Source organism: Gardnerella sp. DNF01204, assembly GCF_049244145.1.
Classification (GTDB): domain Bacteria; phylum Actinomycetota; class Actinomycetes; order Actinomycetales; family Bifidobacteriaceae; genus Bifidobacterium; species Bifidobacterium vaginale.
This window is the reverse complement of record NZ_CP058379.1, coordinates 230,457-255,795: the sequence shown is the minus strand read 5'-3', so window position 1 is coordinate 255,795 and position 25,339 is coordinate 230,457. Positions and strand designations below refer to the sequence as shown.

Below are 25,339 nucleotides of genomic sequence, written 5' to 3'. Positions count from 1 at the left end.
TAGCGAAACTCTGCAATAGTTTCGCGCTCTTAGCCTGAAGAATGCACACGCTTATGCGAGCCACCCCTAAGGCTATCAATAAAGTCTAGCTGCACGACAGCGGACACCAGCCTCGCCCAAAATCATGCGTGAAAATCACGTGAGGGGATCGACGCCGTCGAATGCTCTGGCGGCTTGCAGCGCCACCGTTTTCTAGTATGCCATATTGCAACGTCAAATAACATGCGCCAATAAAAGTAACATACGCCAATAAAAGTCGATTGCGCATTACCCACAATCCAAAAATCAGCGCTAAAATCGTTTTCATGGGTTTAATCAGTGCTATGCAAGGCTTTTGCGTAATTGGCATCGTCATTGCCGCAGGGTACGTAACCGCGCGTCTTCGCATCGGCGGATCGCAAGCACAAATGGTGCTTAATCGCGTAAGCTTTTTTGTTTCAAGTCCTTGTTTAATGTTTGCAATACTTGCAAAAGAGCAAATTTTTGAGATTTTCCACTCGTCAATTTTTGTTGCGTTTTTCTCCGCAATGATTGTTGGCGTTGCATTTATTCTGCTTAATCGCCTGTTTTTCCGTCTTCCTGCGGCAGATTGCACAATTGGCGCGCTTAACTCGCTTTACTTAAACTCAAACAACATTGGCTTGCCTGTTGCAACTTATATTCTTGGAAATCCCGCGCTTGTTGCCCCAATTTTAGTTATGCAGCAAGCTGTTTTTACGCCTGTTGGACTAACGGTTTTAGACGTTACAACTACTGGAAAGTGCTCGCTTAAACGCATTGCTCAACAGCCGCTTAAACAACCACTTTTAATTGGTTCACTTGGAGGAATTATTATTTCGGCAATTTCCGCAAAAATTGGCTATTTTCCTGTTCCGAATTTTCTTTATGACCCGATTAAAATGATTGGCGATTCAGCGGTTCCTATGATTTTAATGGCTTTTGGAATGTCACTTTACGGCAGCAAGCCGCTACAAAAAGATTCTAATCGTGCTGCTATTGCGACTGTTGCTATTCTGAAAAACTTGATTATGCCAATTATTGCGTTTTTATTGGCTTATTTTGTTATGGGTTTCCGAGGTGCCACTCTTTACGCGTGTGTTGTGCTGGCGGCTCTTCCGACTGGCCAAAACGTGTACAATTACGCTGCAAGATACAATGTTGGCTTGAGTTTTGCGCGCGATGGAATCCTGTTTTCTACGGTTACGAGTCCGATTTGTATGGCGTTAATCGCAGCAGTTTTAGGGTGACTAATCCTCCCGCATTTGTTCCCTATTTAAGCAAATATAACTACAAACACTGGCAAAAATAAACAAACACAAAAAATGCTTCCGGTTTTGAAAGCCCCTAGTAGCAAACAAAACCGAAAGCAACACACTCAACACCCAAAACCCAACAAGCTAAACGAATCAACACTGGGAAGAAAAGAAAAACAATAGCAAACCAATGTTAAAACAATAAAACCAAAGAGAATCGGGAATAAACCAGTGTGATGCTTCCCTACAAAACACCACACTAGTCGTTGAGTGCAAACCCTAAATAAGGTGGTAAATAATGCTTAGTGACGCATCTTGCGAACAGCAGCACCCATACCAGCAAGCATAGAAGCAGCCAAAGCAGTCAAAGCAACACCAACACCAGCATTACCAAGCTTCTCGCCAGCCTTACCATGACCATTGCCACCCTTAGCAGCAAGCTCACCCTTAGCAGCAGCCTTACCAGCAGCAGCTGGAGCAGCATCCTGAGCCTTAGCAACCTCAGTCTTCTTAGCAGAAGCCTGAGCAGCAGGACCAAACTTACCATTCAAAGCATCAGCATAAATCTGCTTCGTACCAGGAACAGCTGGGAAATCAGCAGCCAAAGGATCAGAAGTCACAACAGGAGGAAGAGCAGCAGGATTCACACCCAAACGAACCGCATCATTATAAGCATCCTTATACTCAGCCAAAGCCTTGTTATAAGCAGCAACAGCAGCGAAAGCAGCATCACGAGCAGCATTAAACTCAGCTTCAGCCTTCTGCTCAGCATCAAAAGCACGCTGCTCATGAGCATGAGCACGGTTCAAAGCATCACGAAGAGCAGTTTCCTTAGCAGAATTATTCTCACCAGAAGCCAAGAAATCAGTCAAATCCTGGTTAGCCTTCTCAGCAGCGGCCTTACGAGCAGCAAGCTCACTCATAGTCTCAAGAAGAGTCTTCCTCTTAGCAGCATAATCAGCCTTCTTCTCAGCAAGATTATTATCAGCCTCATCCAAAGCAAGCTTAGCCTTATACACGTAATGAACAGCAAGCTTCTTCTTAGCAGCATCAGACAAGTTCAACTTACCAAGATCCTTGATCTTCTCATCAGGAGTGGTAGTATCATCCTTCTTCTTGTCGTCCTTCTTGTGGGACTTCTTGTGATTCTTCTTCAAACCCTTACGATGATCATTGTTCATCGTACGATTATTAGAATGCTCGCCATCCTTGTCGTAAACATCATCTTCGCTAGTGGAAGCAATACGACCATTAACATAAGCATCCTCATCAACACGCTCCAAAGCAGCTGCAGTAGTAGCAGAATCAACATGCTCACCATCAGCAGTCAAAACAAGATAATTGCTAGTAACAGCAAGTTCAGCCTGATCTGGAGTCTGAGCCTTCGCCAAAGCTTCTTCTGCAGACTTAGCAGCATCCTGAGCTTTAACATACGCACTGTTCTTTTGTTCAGCAGTCTTTAACAATCCAAGATAAGTGTCAGCAGCCTTAGTATCAGCATCCTGAGATTCAGCATTAGTACCAGCATCAACCTTAACTACCTTACCCTTTAAAGTTTCACCAGTGCCGATAGCATAACCAGCATTAGGAGTACCGTCTTCTGCAACAGCCTTCTTAGCAGCCTCATAACCAGCCTTCGCAGCAGCCTCAGCCTGCTCAAAGGCAAGCTTAGTCGTATTCACATTAGCCTTAGCTGTATTAGCAGCCTCCTTAGCTGCCTCAAGAGCAGTTGCTGCAGCCAACCTAGCTTCACCAACAAGCTGAGTACGCTCACTCAAGGTGCCATAGCGCATTCCGTTTGTCTTAGCGGCCTTAATACGAGCAAGCTCCAAAGAACGATCATTCTTTGCTGCATTTACATTAGCGTGATTTTCAGTATCAGCGCTATACTCTGGGCTTTGGAAAGCTGGAAAATCCTTTGGATTAATGTTTGCAGCGAATGCTGGAGCGGCAGCGAAGCCGGCAAGCAAAGTAGCGCCAGCAGCGAAAGCAGCGATAGCCTTCTTATTCATCATTTTAATTTCCTTTCTTCTTCTCCTCCGTGCAGGTACACGAAGAAAAATCTTAAACATCCAACAATATTCAAAACATTGTGGATAACCACCATCTAGAGCATCTAGCTAGCAGCTGTTATTAACATACCCCCCCCCCGTTTAAAAAAGTCAAGAGGCAACCACACAAAATAAACAGAAAAAAATAATGTTACACACAAACTAATCCACAATAAAAACTATTTTCACCATAATATTTGTGGATTAACACTAATAAAACCGTAAAAACACATTGTTTCAAGGTTTTTAAAGAATTTTCCCAGACTTTTCTCAGGAAACTACTCGAGCAAGAACACTAACACTATAAAACCATTGAAAAATCAACATTCCACACACATCACACACGCAACACGCCGACACCCCACCAACACAATACCGACGTCAAACCAACACCACACGAAATGCCACGCTACAAGAAATCACACCTAATCACACCCAACTCTTTACCCCACCACTCTTCACTCTGACATCTCTTCTCCCGCGTTTGTTCCCTTTTTAAGCAAATCTGACTACAAACACGGGCGCGAGACCTGCCTTCGCGCTCAAAGCGTAGCGCGCGAAGGCAATTCGGAGCGCACGAAAACGAGGTAAATATCAGTATTAAGCGCAGAATTAAAAAGTGATTAAACTCAATTTTTTAGCACGGAATCCAAACTCTTTATTCCAGAATTATTCAAATTCTCAAGAGATAAAATCTGCGTTCGCGCCAAATTTCTAAGTTCCACCATTCGATCTGCCTGTGGCAAACCCTTAGAAATCAAAACAGCGTTATAGCTTTCCATATTCGCCAATACCAGAAGTTCATTAATACTCGCCTCGTCTCGAATGTTGCCTTTTGACTTAGGATTTGCATCTCTCCATTGTTTAGCAGTCTTATTAAACAGTGCAACATTTAACAAATCTGCCTCATTTGCATACTTATACATCAACTGCTCAGGAGTCAAATCCTTCAACAAATATTCTTTAATAGCATCCGTATGAATCTTGTAATTAATCTTCGAAATCTCACGGTTCAAATTCCAATTCAGTGAAAGCCTTGAGTTCTCATCAGATTTAAGTCTTTGATAATCTTTGATAATATATAGTTCAAATTCTGCTGAAATCCAAGCTGCAAACTTAAATGCTATATCTTTATGAGCGTAAGTTCCACCATACTTACCAGATTTAGAGACTATGCCAATAGCATTTGTTGATTCTACCCATCTTTTAGGAGATAAAGTAAAAGCATTAGAACCAGCCTCATTCTTAAAGGAGTCGAATTCGACCCCTTTAAAATTCGGGTTGTTAATACTCTCCCACAATCCCAAGAATTCAATAGTATTCTTCACTCTCAGCCAGTTTTTAACAACATCTTTAGGCTCTTCTTTGTTTTTATATCTCGCAATATCGGTTAAACTAACGTAATCATTCATAAAATCTTCCGTATAAACCTGAATTGTAAAGCCTTTTGCCTTAATAATATCTTTTTTAATATTTGACACATTAGACATAATTTCCCCCTAATTTTTACGCAGATCTACGCAAATAGTTGCTTTATTTGATTTGTTTACTTTATTTCTATGCGCTTAACACAAAACCCATGAATCACAAGCAAAATTACAAAATCAAGCACAAGCCATATAACATCTAACAACTAGCAGAAAACTAGCATGCATCAGCGCATAAATATAATTCTACAAAGCAAGAGGATTTACCGAAAATGTTGCTCAAAACGGCGTGTTGAACAACAAAAAGCGGAAAACAAAATAAAGAGCTAATCCTCAAAACAATGCTCTAACTAAAACTATGCAAGCTGTAAGACTACTTCCAGCCACTCCACACTTTCTAATTCCACGCATCTGGCCAGCAATCTGGCTTATTAGTGATTTCGTTAAGTTTTGGCAAACCGTCAATAATGTTCATTGTTTCTACGCTAACGCGAACTACCTTTTTAACCAAATCAACAATGTAGCGCGGATTATCGTATGCTTCGTTTGGATTTCGTACAATCCCAGTCTTCTTATCTACAGCTACCTGATATCGCTCAATCAGCCATTTGATTGCACTTTTACCGTTTACAACATACCTGTATGCTTGCAAAGGAATATTTTCAAGCACAAGATTTTGAGATACTTGCAATACCGTTAAATCGTCCTCTTTTTTGCCAGTTTCTGGATTGACAATTTTGCTAGGATACTTCATTTTGATTGTTTCGCCAGGATTTTCACTGTCTCCTACTTCGCGAATATCATCCCACGGCTTAACTTTTTCATAGTTTAGGTGCAATTTAGCGAGTTTTTCACCAGCTTTTTTGAAAGCTAAGAAGTTTTGAGCTAATGGAATTCGAGGCAAGTCTTTTTGCAAATTATTAGCAAAGCGACTGCGATAATCCGAGCTGTGCAAAACTCCGTAAACATAGTAGAAAATGTCTTCTTTAGTAATAGTTAGACCAGGATATGCTGCTTGGAATACTGCTAAACCTGCATCTGTGATTGCATCGTGACGCACGTAGCCAGATTTATTTTCTTCAACATTTGTGCTGAAAAGATCCTGATCTTGGCACACCTTTTCGTACCAGTAAAGTGGGAAGCATTGTGCTCCAGCACTTAACGAATTCAAGTCAACTATTGTGTTTGAAATAAAACAGTTGAATCCACTATTGCTTTTACCTGGAACACAAATCACCATATTTTCAGCACAAGAGGAAGAGTGTTGCTGACATGTCATTTCGCGCGCATTTTCATTATTAGCATATGAGGATATATTGCGGTTGCTGACATGTCCTTTCACCCGATTGTCTCCGACAATCGGGAAAATGCGCGGTTGCTGACATGTCCTTTCATTCATTAACGAATCGAAATACAACCAAGACTTAGTAAAAGGTCTATACATTCCTTGCACGCAATGTTCTGGAACGTACGGAATATATGTACCTTTTTTAGCATAATCCTGTACTCTTCTTGACCAACTATATTTTGTAGTATCTTGCGGAAGTTGATTATTGTTATTTTGCAATTCTTTCATTGCATTATTAGTATTATCAATTAAAGTTCTTACGTTATCTTGCAACTTCAATAAAGACATATTCCAAACCCAAGCATCACGATTGGTTGCAACTCCGAGAGAATACATCTTAAATAATCCATCCGGCATTTTGTCAGGCTTATTAACCAATCCCATAGGAATGAAGCCATCAAAACTGCTATCACGCTTATTTAGCCAATCACCATGCTCATCTTCATTAAGAATCTGCCACTGCGGATCTTCTTTAACAGCATCTTTAAGAATAGTAAATTTGTCTTCTCTAGTTAAATAATCGCCAATATCGCAATAATGAATAACGCCATGCTCTGCAGAATTAGTATTCTTAACAAGCATTGTTATAGCAATAGTTGCTCTAGAACCTGAAGCAAAGATTTTTCCGCCTTCTTTGCGAGATTCTTCACCTTGAGTTCTTTGATTACCACGTAAGTTATATACATAAATCGAATTGAATTCTTTGCTTATAGCTTTTCGCATTCCAGCGCCACTAGCACTAGTAAGCCAACCTCCATTAGAAACAAAGCATATAACACCATTATCTTCAATACGATCGCTCGCCCAACGGAATGCACGAATATAATGATCATACAACTTACCATTTAGAGATGCATTACTAAGTCTCACATACGTTTCTTCAATGCGCTTATCTAAATACTCATACTTAGTATTTTGATTACCAGTATTATCTTTATCCCCAGAACGGTAAGGCGGATTGCCAACAATCACTCGAATAGGCAAATGCAATTGATGTTCAACGCGCTCAGTATTCTCCGAAAAAGTAGTAGTATCAATCGGATCGTCTGGCTCATACATTTGGAAAGTATCCGCAAGAAGCGCACCAGCAAACGACTTATACTCTCCACCAACACGCGCATGATACGACTGCTCAATATTTACATCCATAATCATAGAAGCCAAAGGAACAATCTCGTTAGAATGCAAATCATGCTCATACTTGTACGTTAAATTATCTAAAGGAATAAGCGACTCATCTTCAATAAGACGACAAATATACGTGCCAGTACCAGCAAAACCATCCAACACATGCACATCACGATTTCCAAGGCTTAAGCCAAACTCGCGCTTAAGAACACGATTAACCATGTGAAGCTGAGCATCAACAACTTCAACAGGAGTATACACAATGCCAAGCTCATTAGCCATCTCGTTAAACGCAACCGAGAAAAAGTCGTTATATATTTCTTTAACAAGATTCTGACGAGCCGAATCCTTAACAACTTGAGAAGCTTGCATCTTAACAGAAGCATACAAATCTTGCAGTTTAGAATCACCTAAGTCCCTTGGCAAACCAGCAAGATACAAGCTTTCCAAAGCACGATTCATACCCTTAACAATAGGATTATTCTCAATAACACTTGGATTATTAAACAAGCTTTCAAAAATTGGGCGCGTAATCTCATGCTGAGCTAAAACACTTACAGCTTGCTCCCTTGAATAATTAGAATTGAGGCTATTGCGCAAACCTTGTAAGAACCTGTTAAATTCTTCAACAGCGGCACCCGATTCCAACATTTCATCAATCGCTTGCGCGCGAGCAGTAGTAACTTGTGCAACGTCCTGAGTCCACTCATTCCAATACACCTTAGTTCCACATTTGCGCACAATTTGAGCATTAATTGATCGACTCAAATCACGTAAAGAATCGATTTCAAAAACGCCTTGAGTAGCGTTAATAGAACCATCATCTCCATAGCAAGCATGACATAAATCATCACCTTGTGCATCTGAGCCAATAAGATGCGAGTTACCATTTTTATTAGCTTTAGCAACATTTAACGCATCGAGTTTATTGCGTACACTCTCTTCGCCAAGAACATCGACTTCAACAATATGATTAAGAGCATCAGTGTCTCCTAATGCAGCAGCATTAATCTTAGCTTCCAAACGCTCATCATGACCTCGAAGAGCATTAACAACTCTCCACACAATCTTATAAGCATCACTACTTGCTAAAGCTTCACTAGGGTCTACCTCACTAGCAACAAAAATAGGTAAAATAATATAACCAAATTCTTTACCCTCTGCCTTACGCATTACTCTACCAACGCTTTGAATAATCTCCACTCTGCTCTTACGCGAACTCAAGTAAATAATCGCGTCTAAAGCAGGAACATCAATACCTTCCGCCAAGCAACGTGCGTTAGAAAGAATATGACAAGAACCATCTTCTGCAGCTAAAGCTTTAAGCTTTTGCGCGCGAGTAGAAGAATCCATGCTTCCATCAACATGATCCACTTCAAATTTAGTGTTTCCAGAAGCATCCAAAAGAGCATCACGTTCAGCAGCATCCTCTTCACCAAGAGCTTTAGTATAAGCTCTAATAACTCTCTGGAATTCATTACTAAGCTGCTTCGAAGCCTTAATGCTGGAGGCAAAAGCTATAGCATGATGCAAAACGCGTTTAGCATCATCGGAACTCTGAATAGCATGTTTGCCAATATTTTTCAACTCATTTGCATGACGACGATCAAAAAGAGCTTTCCAAATGCCAACAAATTTAGCCTGATCATCAACTTCGATTGACGGACCTGCAGCCAAATGTTGCTGCATACTCTTAGGCAATGCATCTTGACTGATTTGCATAACAACAATCTTGTAATCAGTAAGAATACCTTTTTCAACAGCCTTACCGAAACCAAGGTGATAACACATACGTCCATATGTTTTTTCATCGTCCATGCTGGCAATAGTCACAGCACCTTCAAGACTAGCTGCACGTTTAGCGCTCGTATCATAAATTCGAGGAGTTGCAGTCATATATAATCGTTTTGAGCATCGCAAAAAATCGTTATCATGAACTTTTTGGAAGTAGCCTTCATCTTCACCAACCAAACCAGTTGTACGATGAGCTTCATCACATATAACTAAATCAAAATCGGGAAAACCTTGCTCTTGAGCATCATGTAAAACTTGAATCGACTGATACGTACTAAACACCACATTAAGAGCATCAGGCTTGTGCTTAAAGCGGTGAACTAAAGTATAAGCGTTAGTAGTAGCTGGAGACGGAATATCGCTGATTTGACCATAATTATCTTCCCTATCGATATTCGATGCTCCGCCATCCGAGCAAACAACATACACATTTATTTTCTCACGAACTTGGTTCACCCAAGACTTCATTGTTTGACTTACCAAACTAATAGACGGTGCTAAAAACAGCACGGTTCCAAAACCACAAAATTCTTCTGCAAAACGCAAAGAAGTCAAGGTTTTACCAGTGCCACAAGCCATTACAGCGAGCGCACGATCATGATTTTTTAATTCTGCACTAATAGCATCAATAGCTTCACGCTGATAATCGCGAGGCTCATTTACTTTTCTAGCGTACGAAGGTTTTCCATTGAGATAAGCACGCCAGTCAATATTTGAACAGCTTATAGTCTCTTTATCAATACGAACTATATCAATTCCATCAGCAACATTTTTATTAATATATTTTCTAAGTTCGCTAGTAATTCCAGGAGCAGAATCTGCAATAATATAGTGATTGTATTGTTTATCTGCTAAAGCGTTAGCAAAGAACGTACTTAAATTTCTATTGCTTAGCTTTTCTTTGTAGCATTTTGCTTGAATTGCCCAATATTCTCCATCCGTATCTTGAGCTACAAGATCTATGCCAATGTCTTTGCTCCCTGGATTGGTTGGAGAATCGTTCCACATCCAAACATTTGTAAATCTACTTTTCCACTCTGGACTTGTTTGCAAGAAGTATCGAACAGCAAGCTCCCAAGATGTGCCCTTTTGATGCTGGTCTACTGAAACTTTAACAATATGATTTATAACATCATCTACTGTGAGATTTTCGTTATCAATCTCATCGTTGAGATTGTAAGACTCATCGCTGGCATAATCAGTCATGGTACTCTCCTGCAATCTAAAGTCACTCTATTGTCACTCTAAAGTCACTAATAAGCACGATATAGAAAAACAAATTACTCTAATTCTACCGCCATTAATAACTATAGAAGTGTAGCGTTTAATAATCCACCCACCCCAAAAAACTAGTTTATGTTCGAAAGCCTCTTCCAATCACTCCACACCGCAGTGAGCATATAAATACCCTGCTCAGTAAAAGCATAAGGCAGCTTTCTGCAGCCACCCCAACTTGAGGCGAAATTTTTGCACCTCAAGTTTTTGAACTCATCAGCGGTTAGCTGAAACATAAAGTCGCTATCAAATTTTTCTACGTTATTTTTACTTGCTCGTTGAATCTTGCTGTAGTGTACCCATGAATCACAGCAAGCTCAAAATCAATCGCAAGAGAATAACACACTTACTGCAATAAATTATGATTTGAATAATACTCTTTCAAAGAAGTCTTAGTAATTTTCTGAACGCATATTGCAGAACCATCAGTAACATCATAAGCATTCTTCCATGGATCCTCACGATGTGTAAGAGCGCTCAAATCACTACCAGAATATTCAGCAAACTTTTCGCATACCTTTTTCACAATGAGCCTTTGATTATCCGTTAAAGAATCCTTGTTTAGTTTCTCGGTATTGGGAAGCATGATTTCTCCCTTACGAATCAAAAACTTCCCGCGATGCATTGCGAATAATTCTGGGCAAACAGGACCATTCCTCCATGCCTGAAAATCCTCATTAAATAACGGATATCCAGTAGTAGCCAAAGAATACGCTTGCGAATAGTAAGCTAGCTTCTGAAGCTTCATAGTGGTAATAGTTCCAGTAATATCAAGGATGTACGATGCCACGTTAAAGATTGTTGTCATACGCACCTCCCTTTTATAAAACAGACAAGTTATATATTATATTCGTATGACGATAATTAGCCGAAAGCAAGCCACTGCAGCTGGCAAAATGCTAAAGGAATTAAGCGGCCAGCAAAACTCAGAAGAGTATGGCAAGCAGATATTAATACTCGACTCATGGCGTCATCAGCATGAAGAACCAGCACAAATCTTTTTCAAGAAACTTGTTGGAATCATAAATAAGTATCCAGACGCAATGGCTACGTATCGTCTTAAACGCAAAGAATCAATACTTAAAAAGTTATACCGCAGCAATGGAAATTTTGAGCTTGGCGCAATGGATGACATCGCAGGATGCAGAGTGATTGTAAATTCTATTAGTGAAGTTTACGAAGTTTATAATGAAATTCTTAATCTTAAAGAATCTAAGGAAATCGATATTAAGAAAACGAAAGACTATATAAAAAATCCAGAAAAATCCGGATATAGGTCACTGCACATAATAATAAAACAGACATTAAAACAAGAAAACATAGACAGACAATATAGGATTGAGCTGCAAATACGCACTAAGCTTCAACACCATTGGTCAACAGCAGTAGAAGCTATGAGTGAGATAGATAATGTAGAATACAAAGATCCTACTTTGATAAGTAAAGGTAATATTCGAATACAATCTTGCTTACAATTCTTCAAAGTAATCTCTGAGTTATTTTATTGCTGTGAAAATAACGATGATGCTTGCAGTAAGTCGAATGAGGAACTTGTAAATTCAGTGCGAACAAACGATAATTTTAAAGAAATTATTGAAGATCTTAAAGCTGCGCGCAACAGTGTAACTATTAATATGCAAAAAAATAGCGCACAAGGCGGCGAAGGACTTTACTTACTTGAGCTTTCTCGAGAAACACAAGAATTAACCATACATTCATACACTATGGATTGCGTAGAAAAAGCTATAACGAATTATAACAGCAAGGAAAATGGCAGCATAAGCAATGAAGCTAACAAAATTCAATATGATACAGAAATTGATAGCGGTAGCGTAAATAAAAACCTGACAGTTGAGAAACCAGATGCGCAAACCTCATATATAACTAGTATTAACAGGGTACTTATTTATGCGAAAAACAAGGATCAACTAGGAGATACTTATCCTAATTACTCATATAACATAGAAAAATTTATTGAAAAAGTAGAAGAACTAATTCATTAATTAATGAAAATTGGGGTAATAATCATGAATTCTTCTTCACCTGGGCGTTATCTTTGCAGTCAAATATGTTCTTTATGCATGATGATATGGCATTCTGTTTACTTTGAAAAAGATTACATACAATAATGAAAATAACAGCTAAAATAATAAACCTGTAAAACCCTAACCACATATGTTCTGTAATAATTTCATTATTTAACAATCTCGAACCGCCACTAACGTTAGCGCAATCATAAATCCAATTTAATAATTCTGATAAATACTCAGAAAGTTTCAGAGATAAATACAACATTGCCTCAAAAACTACTGTCATAATATTGATAATAATTAATTTATATTTATTACTATCTGAATCTTCTATTTTTATATCAAATATCCCTTTACATAGAATCTGTAAATTTTCCAATTTAAGCAAAAATACAATGCATGCTATTACCAAAGCAACTATTGTCCAATTAGACTCATTTAAAAACCCTAAAAGTGTAAACAAGACTGACAAAACAGAAATCAAGAACTTTGAACTTCTCAAGAAAACTTTAACGCTTCTGCGCACTAAAAAGCAGAACGGTATAAACCATAGAATGAACATTACTAGCGATTTATAACATTCTGGCAAACCCTTAGTTGCATCATAATAAATATATGCAAAAATGCAAAAGGATAAATACAACTGAATAATAACTATTAAAAATAGAATATCCTCGTTCTTAAACTTTAAATAAATAAGAAACAATAAAAATAGTATTAAGTACGTTACACAAACATTAACAATAGAATATATTCGCTTTGAGTGTTCAATATTACCGTAAAAAATTAAGGCTATTGTAAACACCAGTAAAAGCACAGATAATATCATTAAAAGCATGCGCGCTACTAGTATACAATTCCTACGACTTTTAAAAAAGGAATATAATTTATCTTTTAAATTAAGCATTTCAAACTCACTTTTAGTAAGTGCAATGCGCGCGAAGGTATGTCGTCGCGCAGCTAGCGAGTCGAAGCAAGCGAATCAAGGCGCGCGCGGAAAGACGGCCAATCCGTGCGCATTGCCGTAAGCAGCTTTAGCTTCGGAACATCGTCAATCGGCACCCACTTGATTTCCATACTCTCGTCGTCGTGCGCGCACGGATTCACACTATGCCCCGGCTTTTCAAACGCAAAAACCGTTGTATAACGCCAATTCCCGTGATTTTCGCAATACGCTCCAACAACATCAATGTCTTGAGACGTTATGTTAGCTTCTTCAAACGACTCGCGCAACGCACCCTCAATCGCAGTTTCGCCATCAGATATTGCGCCGCCAGGAATCCCCCACGTGCCACCTTCCGCGCTCCAAAGCGCGCGATGTTGCATAACAACGTGAGTCACGCGCCCAGTGGTCTCATCTCGCCTAGCAAGCAACACGCCAGCAGCGCCATTATGGCCCCAATGCTTGCGCCCGCAATCGCACATAACCCATCCGTCTCCTGGCTGATGCACGTTTTCTTTAGGCACTTGCGCGGAAGCAGGATCGTCCTTAATCGCCTCTCCCTCTAACTTGCGACTATTCCACAAATCTGGCCAAGCGTACCCAAAATCGCAAACCATCTGCCTTAGCAGCGGCAAGCTAATCCCAAGAACTCCATGCGGATCGCCCTGAATTCCCTCAATAAATGCCCCACCAAAGCCTTCTAGCGTAAAGGATCCCGCCACTTCCAATGGCTCGCCAGTTTCTACGTATGCGCGGATCTCCTCATCGCTCATATGCGCAAAAGTCACGCTTGCGCGGCTCACTTTGCACACTGTTTTGCCACTTTTCGTGTCGATTAAGCAATGGCCAGTAAACAATTCTCCAGTTTTTCCGCTCATTCGCTTAATCCGCTCAAATGCCACTTCAGGAGTATGCGGCTTGCCGTAGCATTCGCCGTCTAGCAAAAACATGGAGTCGCAGCCAACAATAAGCACACTATTGGAATCAGCGGAAGACTTATTCACGTGCGCAAAATCGTGAATATCAAAAGTCTTGGTAGGTACTTTTACGCCAGAAAAATCGCGAGTCTGTGCAGTATCTACGTTATGCGTTATATGCGATTGCGAATCGTTTGCCAAAGCGCTACTAGCAGTTTCAAAAGACTCAGATTTAGAAGATTCAGCCTCAGCTGCATCCACCTCAGCCTCCAGAGGATACCCCACAACCAAATCGCCACTAGCTGAAGCAGCCGTATCTGCCACAAGTTTCCACGCATTGTACACAGCTTGAGCTTTTGCTTGCGCCAAAATCGAAACGCGCTCCTCGGCGCTCATCTGCTCCACGCTAACACCTTGCGCATTTGCAGCATTACGCAACTCCGCTGGCTCATCTACCTCGCTCACGTGAATCACAGGAATCACGCCTGCAGCAGCCAACACCGCTCTTCTTGCAGGAGACTGAGAAGCCAAAATCAATGAAACTGTCATACCTTACTCTTCCTTTTTACAACTTCGCACAGTTTATTCGCGAGTTATTGCAACACCAATAGAATCAACATGCACGTGCAAAACTTTCCAATCGCAGCCGCTTAAAAGCGGTTCTGCAATTTTTTCTATTTTTTCGCTTATATTAGTAGCGTTATTTTCATCTACGGTTGCTGGCGACTTTTCCTCATAGAACACCGCCGCGCAAGATCCAGCTCCCGAGATTGCAGCCGCAAACCCCTTGTCTCGCAAAGCTTTTACTAAATCCCAAGTTGGTTGCATAAGACTTGCTCGGTATGGCTGGTGAATAGCGTCTTGAGTAGCTGTAAAAAGCAAATCGTTTCTAGAAAGAGTGGATTTTACGCAAGAATCGCAAGAGTTGGCAGAATCGCGAGAATCACCAAAATCACCAAAATCACCAAACGCAATCGGCAATAAGCAAGCGCGCGAAACGTTAAATACGGCATCTACATATGGCACTTTTTCTGGAAGCGCTTGGCGAGCCATTTGAGTTGAAAGAGTAAAGTTTGGCACAAAAATCGTTGCACGAATTTGCTTAGAAACGCCGTATCGAACAGTGTGGAACTCATCGTCATTCTTCCAACTGGTTGTCAATCCGCCAAAAACCGCTGGAGCAACATTATCTGGGTGACCTTCAATCGAAGATGCAAGCTCAAAAATCGCCTGCTTATTAAGATTTCCATTATGCGCAAAAGCCCAAGCTGCAGCTACGCCCGAAACAATCGCACTGGCGGAAGACCCCATTCCGCGCGCTTGAGGAATGCGATTATGCGCTTCTAGAGTAAATCGCAAACGCGGCAAGCCAAACGCTTCGCACGCTTTGCGAAACGCGCGAACAACAAGATGCGTCTCGTCTTTTGGCAACGTATCTTCGCCTTCGCCATGAATAATCACGCGAACATCTTGTGAATCGTCAAGCGTATCATTAAGCGTAAAAACTAGCGAATCCGCATAATCAAGCGCAATTCCTGCAACGTCAAATCCCGACCCAAGATTTGCGCTGGTTGCTGGCACGCAAACTGACACACTGTCGCATACTGGTTTCATTTCGCACCTTTTCCGTTCGAGCAGCCTACTTAATTACTTAATTACTCAATAATTACTCAATTACGCGATTACTCAATTACTCAATAATTCGCAAAGCAAGAGGCTTTGCACACACAACATCCACTTTTTGCAAATCAGCAAGAATTGCGCGCAAATCCGCCTCTGTACAATCTTTTACAAGCACACGCAAAGCGTCAGGACCGCCGATTCCGCAAGCTGGGCAATCGCCCTCGCCCTCATATTGAGTTTGGCAAAGCATAGGCAATCGTTCCGCGTTAACTCCATGCGCATCAAACACATCCATCACTTCGCTGCAAAGAGCAAGTGAAGTATCCTCCATGCTGCATCGCACAACAAAATCCGCACGAATCGAGCGCGTGGAAGCCAAAGATTTTGCGTTATACATTGGCACGCTGGCATCGCTGCAACCGCGCGCTATGTTTCTAGCAGCTCCAACAATATCTCCAACAACCGCGCTTGCTGTTGGCGCACCACCAGCGCCGCGGCCGTAGAACATAAGATCATCCGCCGCTTGCGCTTTAACAAAAACGGCGTTAAAGCTGCCATGAACGGAGGCCAGCGGATGCTCTTTGCTAACCAACGCTGGGTAAACGCTTGCGCTCACCAATCCATTCGAATCGCAAGAAACCGCTGCAAGCAGCTTGATCACGCGATCTTCTGCACTTGCCGCAGCAATGTCTTCAGCCGTAATCGCGCTAATTCCTTCAACACTAACGTCATCAATGCTTATTGGCATTTGGAATGCAAGTGTTGCAAGAATAGCAGCCTTGTTTGCTGCATCAAATCCTTCAACGTCTCCTGTAGGATCCGCCTCCGCGTACCCCTTTTCTTGAGCCGCGCGTAAAGCCGAATCAAAATCAAGACCGCGAACCGTCATCTCGTCAAGAATATAGTTTGTAGTTCCGTTTACGATTCCAAAAATTTGCGTGATTTTGTCACCTACAAGCGACTCTCTAAGCGGACGCAAAATTGGGATTGCACCTGCAACAGACGCCTCGAAACTTAAATCCACTCCGTTTTTTTGCGCGCAATCGTAGAGTTCTGGACCAAACTTTGCAAGCAATGCTTTGTTTGCTGTTACAACCGACTTTCCGCATTCTAGAGCGGTTTTTACAAATGTGTGCGCTGGTTCCAAACCGCCAATTAGCTCAACGATTATGTCTATATCTTCGCGTTCACATAATGCTAGAGCGTCTGCGCTTAGAAGATTTTTGGCAATCCATGGAGCATCCACATCTTCTGGATGCAAGCATGCTACTCCTGCAAGCTCTAGCGGGGCGCCGATTCTCGACGATAAGTCAGAGTTTTCTTCCACTATTAGACGCGCTGTTTGCGATCCTACTGTTCCGGCTCCTAAAAGACCCACGCGGATTGGCTCAGCAGAAAAGTCGCCAGCAACCAATCCATCACTATTTTCTGCATTTTCTGCATTTACCGTAACCATAAAATCGCCTCCAATACCCCAAACGATCCCAAATTAATCTGGAATAAATCCAGAATCAATCCCAAATAATCCCGTAATCCGAAATCACACTAAACGCGTTCTCGCTCACACAAAAAGCATTATCATATTCATAAGCACTGAAACCACAAGGAAACCCATAATGCCTACTGTTCCGTAAAGCGCCTTTATTCCAGCACTTCCGCGAATTTCAAGCGGCGAATCGTAGAATTCGAGATATTTTTTACTCCTTGCTAACAGCACAATTCCAAACACAAACATAACAATCATGAACATCGCGTAAAGACCTATAAACATGAATCCAGGAGCCAAATCCGCGATTTCTTGCGTTGTAAGATTCTCAACTTTAATTAAGTTCCCGTTTGAATCCATCATATTGTCGGAAATCCACATCGCTATAACGCTTCCTTGGAAGTTCACAATCATGTGCAAAGCAACGCTGTATCTAAGCTGCGATGTGCGCGCATACATGTAGCCGAACACAAGTCCCAGCCCAAAAGCGTAGAAGAACTGGAACATGTTCATATGGAACAACGCAAACGCCAGAGCCGAGAACACAATCGCGCGCTTTTCGCCATACACTCGCAGCCTGTCTATAATCTGCTTTCTAAACAGCCATTCCTCCACAACTGGAGCAAGGAAAACAACGAAAATCATGGTTTCCCATACGTTTCCGCCTGCCACTATATCTACAATCCTGTTTTCAGCTTTTCCGCCAGATATAAGCGCAGAAATCGCCAAACCTAGGTAGTTTCCTGCATACATTATCGGTACGCTCACTGCGAAAAATCCAGCAAACTGTCTGAATGTCATTGTGAATTTGCGTGTTTCTACCGCTGGCACTCGTCTTAAAACAAGCATCGCTATCGGCAACGCGATTAAGTATTGCGCAATGTCTGACGAAACGAAGGAGCTTAATGAAGGACTTAGAACACCTTTTGGAATGAACAAGCCTATAAGTTCACCTATTAAAATAGTTGCAAGAATCCAAACAAATAGGAATAAGCACAGCGATACACCAACATCTCCTTGACGTTTTCGCGCTAAATGGTACATGTCGTTATGCTGAGTTTTTCGCATTTTTACCTCTTCGTTTGTGTTTTAAGTTTTCTCTTAAACCTGATTTTATACAGACTTTAAGATTTGATATTTGCGCAAATTTGCACAAATTCTTCGGTTGCTGGCGACTAATCCTCAAAAACCATGATTTTTTGAAGTTTGTCTCAGTCTAAAATCACGCCTTCAATAAGTTTTGTGATTAAATCACCGTAGCTTATTCCTGTTGCTTCCCAAGCTTTTGGATACATGGAAATTGGCGTAAATCCAGGCATTGTGTTGATCTCGTTAATCATTACATGTCCTTCTGGAGTAACGAAAGAATCCACGCGACTAAGTCCTCGACCGTCCGCTGCTTTGAACGCTGCGAGCGCAGTATTGCGAACGCGCTGCAAAGTTTCTTCTGGCAGATTTGCTGGCACTTCCACGTGTGAAGCTGCGGAATCCATGTATTTGCTGTCAAAATCGTAGAACTGGTCTTCTCCAGCCTCGCGCTTGTCAAGCACAACTTCTCCAGGCCAGCTCGCTTTAGGCTCTTCGCCGTCGCGAGCGGCAAGAACCGCGCACTCAATTTCTCGCGCGTCAATTCCTTGCTCTATCAATACTCGCCAATCGTGCTTCGAAGCCTCAAAAACGGCATCTGCTAAAGCTTTAGCATCGCGCGATTCAACTTTTGTAACTCCAAAACTAGATCCTGCTCGGCTTGGTTTTACAAAAAGTGGATACTCGAGTTTTGCTTCTTCAACTTGCTCAAGAATTTCGTTTGCGTACGCGTCAAAGTGATTTGCGCAATCATTAGCGAACTTTCGCACATCCAGCGCGATTCCTGGAGCAACATCAATTCCAGCCGCCTTAAAAAGTTGCTTAGCGTAATACTTATCCATGCACGCGGCGGATGCCAAAACTCCGCAACCAACGTATGGAACTTGCATCATTTCTAGCAAACCTTGCAAGGTTCCGTCTTCACCGTTTGGGCCGTGAAGAACCGGAAAAACAGCGTCAATATGACCCAAACTTGTAAGCGTGCCATCTGCCTCTCGCACCAAAAATCCGTCGGCACCTTTAGCTGGGTCTAGCACAACATCGCGCGTCTGCTCGGTTTTTGTGATTACTGGCAACTCGCCTTGCTCCATGCGGAAGTTTCGCGGATCTTCGCCGCCAACAATCCACTCGCCTTGCTTTGTGATTGCAATACGTACGATTTCAAATCGACTTTCGTCTACAGCACTGAGTACTCCAGCAGCCGATATGCAAGAAATCGAATGTTCGTCTGCTTTACCGCCATACAAGAACACTACACGCTTTTTCGTCATTTTTTTCCTTTGAAAATTATTTTAATTATCTTAATTATTTTAATTATTTTGAATTATCTACGCGCACGGCTTATAAGGAATTTCACTACTCTTCGCAAACATCGTTATCGAAAAGCATTGCAAGCATCTCTTGGCACGATATTCCTTCTTCTAGCACACGAGCCATCGCACTTGCAAGCGGAGTAGCAACTCCTAAACGCTTACCCATTGAAACAACCGCGCTAGTAGTTGGAACGCCTTCAGCCACACCATTGCTTACGGCAGTTGCTTCTTCAACGCTCATGCCTTTTCCAAGATTTGATCCAAAAGTGTAGTTGCGGCTTAGCGGAGACCCGCAAGTTGCCACTAAATCACCAAAGCCTGCAAGTCCTGCGAATGTGCGCGAATCTGCGCCTTCTGCAACGCCCAATGCCGTCAACTCTGCAAGTCCTCGAGTTTCAATCATAGCTGCTGTATTTTCGCCGTATCCTGCGCCTCGAGCCATGCCAACTGCGAGCGCAACCACGTTTTTAAGCGATCCGCACATTTCTACGCCGATTACGTCGGTTGATACAAACGCCTTAAAGTAGCTGTTTGAGCAAGCTTTTGCCACCACTTCGGCATTTGCGCGATTCTCGCACGCCACAACCGCTGCCGCATGCTGCCTTAATGCCACTTCTTTGCTTAAGTTTGGCCCCGATAATGCTGCAAAACGGTTGCGCGGTAAGCTTAAAGCTTCGCACACAACTTCGTCCATACGCTTGCCTGTTGTGCGCTCAATGCCCTTCATAAGCGAAACAACAATCGCATGTTGCGGAATTTTGCCAGCAAATTCTTCGAGTGCAACGCGCGCAAATTGTGCTGCAATCGCAACTACTACAATGTCTGCGTTTGCTACAGCTTCTTCGCGATCCCCAGTAGCAGTCATGTTTTCTGGCAAACGCTCTACGCTTGGCAGCCTCACTTCGTTGCGGTGATTATCTCGAATGCCTTCCACAATTTGCGGCTCTATTGCCCACATTGTCACTTGATTTCCCGCGTCTGCAAGCACTTGCCCAAACGCCGTACCCCAAGCTCCAGCACCCAACACCGTAACGTTCATGTTTACGCCTAGCCTTTCGGTTTTAATCTATATACTTTTGTGATTTAAGTATTTACGATTTTATGTTTGCATACTTTTAATCAAACTATTGCATAATTCTACACAGCCCGCTTTACGGATGATTCACAAAAGTTTTACGGCTTAGTGAACCGCAAATTTACAGTCACTATTCTTTGACTCTCTTCATAAGTCTATAGTCAAAGTATCCTTCTGGTGCTTTTTCTCCGCGGATCTCTTCCATAATTTCCGTCATGCGTACGCGTACGCGACGAGCCAATTCGGCAGCAGACTCCATAGGCGGCAAATCACCCCAATTTTCCATATCTTTTAGAAGATCCGAATAATCAAGACGCGCATCGTAGCACATTACAACGTTCTTCTTTGGCCACGGCCACCAATGATTGATGCTTGCAGCACCCCATGTAACAGCGCAAAATAGCGGAATTTGATGCCCCAGCCTACGCGATGCTTCGAGCGCAATAACTCCGATTCCTGGCTTCATGCTCATAGGCCATTTTTGAGGGTCGCGCGTAACTGTTCCTTCTGGCCATACGCTAAGCGGCCTACCGTTTGTTAGGATTTTAATCGATTCTTCTTCGATTTCACGTGCTTTTCCGCTTCTGCGTGGAACTGGTTGCATGCCAACAAGCTGGAACCATTTTCCTAAGATTGGCCAATGCGCAAGCTCTGCTTTTGCCATGTATCGCGGACGTCGGCCTTGGTGGAATAGAGACGTCATTGGCACGAAAACGTCGAACATTGTAATGTGCGTGCAAGCGGTTATAAACACGTCTTCTTCTGGCACATTCTCTAATCCCCATGCGCGCACTTTGCAACGAGATCTAAGCACGCGAGACGTTCCTTCAAGGAGACGCTCAGTTGCCTTTGGATTTTGCGCGTTGATTTCTGCCGTATTTGGCGTCCGCGCGCCAGTTGGGTAGTAATAAGTAGGATCAACTAACTTGTGTGCTCGCGCTAAGCGTTCTACTTGCTCATCACTGAGCGGCTTAACTGCGCTTCTAGGCGAAGGCTTTCCTTTAGATACCATACGTCTATTGTGCCGCAAACTATAAACCGCAATTTTACGAAACGACTGATCGCAGTTTCGGCACAATCCTCGCCACCAACCCATGTTTAGGCGAGCACACCCACGCTAGAACAAACATAAAAGTCGCAACCAAAACGATTGTGCCGCCAGTAGCAGTGTCTAAACTCCAAGACAAGTACATTCCAAGAATCGAAGAAGCGCACCCAATAGCAGGCGCCAAAATCATCATTTTCCCAAGTCTGTCGGTAAGCAATCGCGCAGTCGCCGCAGGCGTAATCAAAAGCGCTAAAACAAGCACGTTTCCAATTATTTGCACAGATACTACTACAGCAATCGCAACTAAAACGTATAGCATTCCATCCAACCACGCTACTGGCAACCCCATTGCGCGGCTTGTTTCTCGATCCATTGAAACGCATACTAGCTCTTTGTGGAACATCATTAGAAGCGTTACGATTATTAGCCCTGTTATTGCCACTACAGCAATGTCGGAGTCTGGTATTCCTGTAATGGAGCCAAATAGGAACGATTCCAAGGATCCTGCATAGCCCGAAGCCTTTGAGATTACTACGATTCCCAGCGCAAAGGCAGACACAAAAAATACGCCTATAAACGAGTCTTCGCGAAGTCTACGATTTTGGCTAAAGATTGATACGATTAGCGCGGTTGCAACTCCTGCGAGCGCGCCGCCAAACAGCAAGTTTCCTTGCAACACAAATGCGATTGCAAGTCCTGGAAAAACGGAGTGCGCTACTGCGTCTCCAATAAACGCCATTCCGCGTAGCACTACGTAGCATCCTACAACTCCGCATATTACGCTAGAAAGGCACGCTACTATAAGCGCTTTGAGTAAGAACCAAAGGTCTGGGTTTGTAAGGTCTTGTATAAAGTCGATTGGAGATAGCATTACTTTTCTGCCCCACTTTCATGCGCCATAACGCGCTCTACAGCTTTGATTAGTGGATTTTGCGCATCCACATGGAATGTTTGCACCCATTGATTTGCGTTTAACGATTCTGGAGCGCCGTCGCCCACTATGCTTCCGTCGAAAAGCATGATTCTAGAACACGAGTTTATAGATCCGATTATGTCGTGCGAGCTCATCAAAATAGCTTCTCCCGACTTTGCTAAATCCAAAAAAAGACTCGTGAGCAGCTCTTGAGTAGGCATGTCTAAGCCTGTAAATGGCTCATCTAAAAGAAGCAAACGCGGCTGCCCTGCAAGAGCGCGCGCAACGAGTACGCGCTGCCTTTGCCCGCCCGAAAGCTCGCCGATTGTGCGATCCCTAAAATCCGCCATTCCTGTGCGCTCAAGAGAAGCGAGCGCTATCTCGTAGTCCTCTTTTTTTGCGCGACGAACGTAGCCAATGTGACGAATGCGGCCCATCATTACCACGTCTAGTACAGAAAGTGGGAAATCCCACGCAATATCGTGGCGTTGTGGCACGTATCCAACGTTGTTTACTCGCGAATTAATCAAAGATTCACCGCTTTTATTAGCGTGCACTTCGAGTTTTCCAGTATGCGGAATCAAACCCATAATCGCGCGGAAAAGCGTTGTTTTTCCAGCTCCATTTGCACCAAGAAGTCCCACAAATTCGCCGCTTTTAATCGTAAACGAAACGTCTTTTACAATCGTGCGACTGCCGTAACTTACGATTAAGTTTTGCGCGCTTATAACAGTATTTTCGTCCATATTCGCGTCCATATTTCCCTTATTAATCTTCATAAATTCAACTTCAATCTCACTTCAAGCACTTCGCTAAAGAATCCGCGTTCGCTCGCATCATATCCGCGTAAGTTCGCACTTTAGAATCGAAAGCATCTCCATAAATCGGGCACACTTTTACGTGCGCTTGCGCTGCCAACTCCTTCAGCACAGACGAACGCGATATTAAATTTGGCTCCAAAAACACAGCTGGAATCTCTAAATCGCGCAAAATCTGCTGCAATCTACGCCTATCTTGCACGCTCGGCTCGCTCGAAGGATTAATCGTTACAAATCCTGCAATATTCACGCCGTAAGTTTTACCTAAGTACGCAAAAGCGTCGTGCGTTGTAACTAAATTGCGCTTCTCTTTTGGTATTGACGCCACTTTTTTGCGCATATACGCATCTACGTCTAACAACTTGTTAATGTATCGATCCGCATTTTCGCGATATTTACGAGCATTTTTAGGGTCCACTTCGCAAAGGCGATCTGCGATTGTGCGCACGTATGCTATGCCATTTTTTACGGATTGCCACAAATGCGGGTCAATATCTCCGTGAACGTGCTTTCCTAAAACTGCTTGCGGCAGCTGATAAATCTTCTGCCTTGCAGCTCCCAAAAACCTGTATCCTTGTTCGGCTGGTATCTCTTTTAGCGCGTTAGTTGGCACTTCTACAACAACATCGCGCGGCGCATAATACACACGTTTTGGCGCAGCGGAGCGTTTTTCTTGCAAAGTATCTACGCGGTACACAAATCCACGTTTTGCTAAGTCGTAAGCTAAATCTGCATGACCTTTGTTCAGCACTACGCTAGCTCCACGCTTTTTGGCTATTTTTTGCGCATTTATGCCTACAGCAAATCGCATTTTAGCGTTTCCAAGGCTAGAAACTACCTCGTTTTGCGCGTTTAGCATGTCGGCGTGCAAGTCAAGCGTGTATTCGCCTGGCTTGCTAAACGCCCAGCTTAAATGCGTGTGCGCGTCTGCTGGCAAGTCTACGTGGTCTTCTGCGCTTATGCCGTTTGCGCTGTTAAAGTATGTTTCTACGCTTCCAAAAGTGCCAGTCAAGTATGCAAATAGCGCGCCTGGTCCGCTTACTTTCGTTGCCGTTAAGCGTATTCTGTCGGAGCGCTTCATGTTGTATGCGTTCGGCTTTATTACAGTTGCGCGACCTTCTTTTGTTGCAGTTGAAGGCGCATTTGATTGCAAAGATTGACCTGACTTTTCTAGTTGGCTGGCTTGTTTTGAATTTGTTTTTGTTTTATTGAGATTGTTTAGAGAAGCTAACTCACCAGCCGCCGCCGAAGGCGATTCTTCCGCACGCTTTTGCGGATTTGCATTTGCACTGCCTTGCACGCTATGCGCTTCCTCGCTCGGTTGCGCAGCCATGCGTTCTGTAGCAAGACCTAGCCAAATCGTGTCTAAAGACACGTCTTCTACCATCGGAATAATATCTGCAGCGTGCTTAACACTTTCTTCCGCAAGTTGCACATTTGGCACACCTTTTCGCAAATTAGCGTCCAAAGCTGTAATTACGCCGTGCTCCTCAAGCATCATGTAGTTACTAAAAGCAACATCCGCGTACACAACGTCTCTAATTGAGCGCAAACGCGGCTCGTACGAATGCGGATCCGCGTTGTCTGGCACAATCGCACTCACATTTGCTGCGTCTCCTGCAACATTCGCAACCATATCTCGCAAAACGCCCGTTGTTGTTACAACGTTAATGCGACCATTACGATGTCCTGCACGATTCCCATTAGCACTACCACAAGAAGAAAGCGGCAAAATAAGCGCGACGACTGCAATTGCACTAATCGAAGAAAACAAAGTTTGCTTTACTTTTCTGGGCTTATGAATCACCCTT

Annotated in this window: 17 protein-coding genes and 1 pseudogene; 2 read left to right on the top strand and 16 right to left on the bottom strand. The window is 42.8% G+C overall.

Going from position 1 to position 25,339, the window contains the following annotated elements; translation table 11 throughout:
• Positions 1-305 precede the first annotated feature (305 nt).
• Positions 306-1,247: an AEC family transporter gene (locus HXT46_RS00940; RefSeq protein WP_421786090.1), complete on the top strand. Its 942-nt coding sequence runs from the start codon at positions 306-308 to the stop codon at positions 1,245-1,247.
• 308 nt (positions 1,248-1,555) lie between these two features.
• On the opposite strand, the gene HXT46_RS00935 is transcribed toward HXT46_RS00940, so the two are convergent.
• The 5 genes and pseudogenes from HXT46_RS00935 to HXT46_RS00915 form a co-directional block, all read right to left on the bottom strand.
• On the bottom strand, positions 1,556-3,268 hold the full coding sequence (locus tag HXT46_RS00935) for a hypothetical protein (protein ID WP_421786088.1): 1,713 nt from the start codon (positions 3,266-3,268) through the stop codon (positions 1,556-1,558).
• A 665-nt stretch (positions 3,269-3,933) separates the two neighbouring features.
• A complete protein-coding gene (locus tag HXT46_RS00930; RefSeq protein ID WP_248898622.1) occupies positions 3,934-4,794 on the bottom strand; it encodes a KilA-N domain-containing protein in 861 nt (286 codons plus the stop codon).
• 334 nt (positions 4,795-5,128) lie between these two features.
• Positions 5,129-10,207, bottom strand: coding sequence for a type ISP restriction/modification enzyme (locus HXT46_RS00925; RefSeq protein ID WP_421786085.1), 5,079 nt, complete (start codon positions 10,205-10,207; stop codon positions 5,129-5,131).
• A gap of 179 nt (positions 10,208-10,386) precedes the next feature.
• Positions 10,387-10,604 (bottom strand): annotated as a pseudogene (locus HXT46_RS00920) (ORF6N domain-containing protein); the annotation flags it as partial.
• A gap of 18 nt (positions 10,605-10,622) precedes the next feature.
• Positions 10,623-11,084 carry a Panacea domain-containing protein gene (locus tag HXT46_RS00915; RefSeq protein ID WP_248898619.1) on the bottom strand — a complete coding sequence of 154 codons (462 nt, stop codon included), beginning with the start codon at positions 11,082-11,084 and terminating at the stop codon, positions 10,623-10,625.
• A gap of 46 nt (positions 11,085-11,130) precedes the next feature.
• On the opposite strand from HXT46_RS00915, the gene HXT46_RS00910 reads away from it, so the two are divergent.
• On the top strand, positions 11,131-12,279 hold the full coding sequence (locus tag HXT46_RS00910) for a GTP pyrophosphokinase (RefSeq protein WP_421786083.1): 1,149 nt from the start codon (positions 11,131-11,133) through the stop codon (positions 12,277-12,279).
• Positions 12,280-12,301: 22 nt separating this feature from the next.
• Here the strand turns inward: HXT46_RS00910 and HXT46_RS00905 are convergent, their stop codons facing one another.
• The 11 genes from HXT46_RS00905 to HXT46_RS00855 all read right to left on the bottom strand — a co-directional run bounded on the left by HXT46_RS00905 (position 12,302) and on the right by HXT46_RS00855 (position 25,302).
• Positions 12,302-12,790 carry a hypothetical protein gene (locus HXT46_RS00905; RefSeq protein WP_421786081.1) on the bottom strand — a complete coding sequence of 163 codons (489 nt, stop codon included), beginning with the start codon at positions 12,788-12,790 and terminating at the stop codon, positions 12,302-12,304.
• A gap of 476 nt (positions 12,791-13,266) precedes the next feature.
• Complete coding sequence (locus HXT46_RS00900; protein ID WP_421786079.1) at positions 13,267-14,715, bottom strand: Maf family nucleotide pyrophosphatase; 1,449 nt, start codon at positions 14,713-14,715, stop codon at positions 13,267-13,269.
• Between the two features lie 33 nt (positions 14,716-14,748).
• Complete coding sequence (thrB, locus tag HXT46_RS00895) at positions 14,749-15,780, bottom strand: homoserine kinase (protein WP_421786077.1); 1,032 nt, start codon at positions 15,778-15,780, stop codon at positions 14,749-14,751.
• A 76-nt stretch (positions 15,781-15,856) separates the two neighbouring features.
• Complete coding sequence (locus HXT46_RS00890) at positions 15,857-17,245, bottom strand: homoserine dehydrogenase (RefSeq protein ID WP_421786075.1); 1,389 nt, start codon at positions 17,243-17,245, stop codon at positions 15,857-15,859.
• Positions 17,246-17,350: 105 nt separating this feature from the next.
• Positions 17,351-18,343: a CPBP family intramembrane glutamic endopeptidase gene (locus HXT46_RS00885; RefSeq protein WP_421786073.1), complete on the bottom strand. Its 993-nt coding sequence runs from the start codon at positions 18,341-18,343 to the stop codon at positions 17,351-17,353.
• A 143-nt stretch (positions 18,344-18,486) separates the two neighbouring features.
• Positions 18,487-19,632 (bottom strand): D-alanine--D-alanine ligase family protein, encoded by a 1,146-nt coding sequence (locus HXT46_RS00880; protein ID WP_004113708.1) that lies wholly within the window; start codon positions 19,630-19,632, stop codon positions 18,487-18,489.
• A gap of 85 nt (positions 19,633-19,717) precedes the next feature.
• Entirely contained in the window at positions 19,718-20,713 is a 996-nt protein-coding gene (locus tag HXT46_RS00875) for an NAD(P)H-dependent glycerol-3-phosphate dehydrogenase (protein WP_004113710.1), read from the bottom strand.
• A gap of 166 nt (positions 20,714-20,879) precedes the next feature.
• Positions 20,880-21,761, bottom strand: coding sequence for a lysophospholipid acyltransferase family protein (locus HXT46_RS00870; RefSeq protein ID WP_421786070.1), 882 nt, complete (start codon positions 21,759-21,761; stop codon positions 20,880-20,882).
• A 34-nt stretch (positions 21,762-21,795) separates the two neighbouring features.
• Positions 21,796-22,668, bottom strand: a complete 873-nt coding sequence (locus HXT46_RS00865) for an anchored repeat-type ABC transporter permease subunit (protein WP_004113712.1) — start codon at positions 22,666-22,668, stop codon at positions 21,796-21,798.
• Entirely contained in the window at positions 22,668-23,489 is an 822-nt protein-coding gene (locus tag HXT46_RS00860; protein ID WP_004113713.1) for an anchored repeat-type ABC transporter ATP-binding subunit, read from the bottom strand. The genes HXT46_RS00865 and HXT46_RS00860 overlap by 1 nt, the downstream gene beginning before the upstream one ends.
• A 16-nt stretch (positions 23,490-23,505) precedes the next feature.
• A complete protein-coding gene (locus HXT46_RS00855; RefSeq protein WP_217431485.1) occupies positions 23,506-25,302 on the bottom strand; it encodes an anchored repeat ABC transporter, substrate-binding protein in 1,797 nt (598 codons plus the stop codon).
• Positions 25,303-25,339: the final 37 nt, after the last annotated feature.

Excerpts from the sequence above, each read along its gene's own strand:
- HXT46_RS00940 (WP_421786090.1), top strand. The coding sequence starts at position 306 with ATGGGTTTAATCAGTGCTATGCAAGGCTTTTGCGTAATTGGCATCGTC.
- HXT46_RS00935 (WP_421786088.1), bottom strand. The coding sequence starts at position 3,268 with ATGATGAATAAGAAGGCTATCGCTGCTTTCGCTGCTGGCGCTACTTTG.
- HXT46_RS00930 (WP_248898622.1), bottom strand. The coding sequence starts at position 4,794 with ATGTCTAATGTGTCAAATATTAAAAAAGATATTATTAAGGCAAAAGGC.
- HXT46_RS00925 (WP_421786085.1), bottom strand. The coding sequence starts at position 10,207 with ATGACTGATTATGCCAGCGATGAGTCTTACAATCTCAACGATGAGATT.
- HXT46_RS00915 (WP_248898619.1), bottom strand. The coding sequence starts at position 11,084 with ATGACAACAATCTTTAACGTGGCATCGTACATCCTTGATATTACTGGA.
- HXT46_RS00910 (WP_421786083.1), top strand. The coding sequence starts at position 11,131 with ATGACGATAATTAGCCGAAAGCAAGCCACTGCAGCTGGCAAAATGCTA.
- HXT46_RS00900 (WP_421786079.1), bottom strand. The coding sequence starts at position 14,715 with ATGACAGTTTCATTGATTTTGGCTTCTCAGTCTCCTGCAAGAAGAGCG.
- thrB (WP_421786077.1), bottom strand. The coding sequence starts at position 15,780 with ATGAAACCAGTATGCGACAGTGTGTCAGTTTGCGTGCCAGCAACCAGC.
- HXT46_RS00890 (WP_421786075.1), bottom strand. The coding sequence starts at position 17,245 with ATGGTTACGGTAAATGCAGAAAATGCAGAAAATAGTGATGGATTGGTT.
- HXT46_RS00885 (WP_421786073.1), bottom strand. The coding sequence starts at position 18,343 with ATGCGAAAAACTCAGCATAACGACATGTACCATTTAGCGCGAAAACGT.
- HXT46_RS00880 (WP_004113708.1), bottom strand. The coding sequence starts at position 19,632 with ATGACGAAAAAGCGTGTAGTGTTCTTGTATGGCGGTAAAGCAGACGAA.
- HXT46_RS00875 (WP_004113710.1), bottom strand. The coding sequence starts at position 20,713 with ATGAACGTTACGGTGTTGGGTGCTGGAGCTTGGGGTACGGCGTTTGGG.
- HXT46_RS00870 (WP_421786070.1), bottom strand. The coding sequence starts at position 21,761 with ATGGTATCTAAAGGAAAGCCTTCGCCTAGAAGCGCAGTTAAGCCGCTC.
- HXT46_RS00865 (WP_004113712.1), bottom strand. The coding sequence starts at position 22,668 with ATGCTATCTCCAATCGACTTTATACAAGACCTTACAAACCCAGACCTT.
- HXT46_RS00860 (WP_004113713.1), bottom strand. The coding sequence starts at position 23,489 with ATGAAGATTAATAAGGGAAATATGGACGCGAATATGGACGAAAATACT.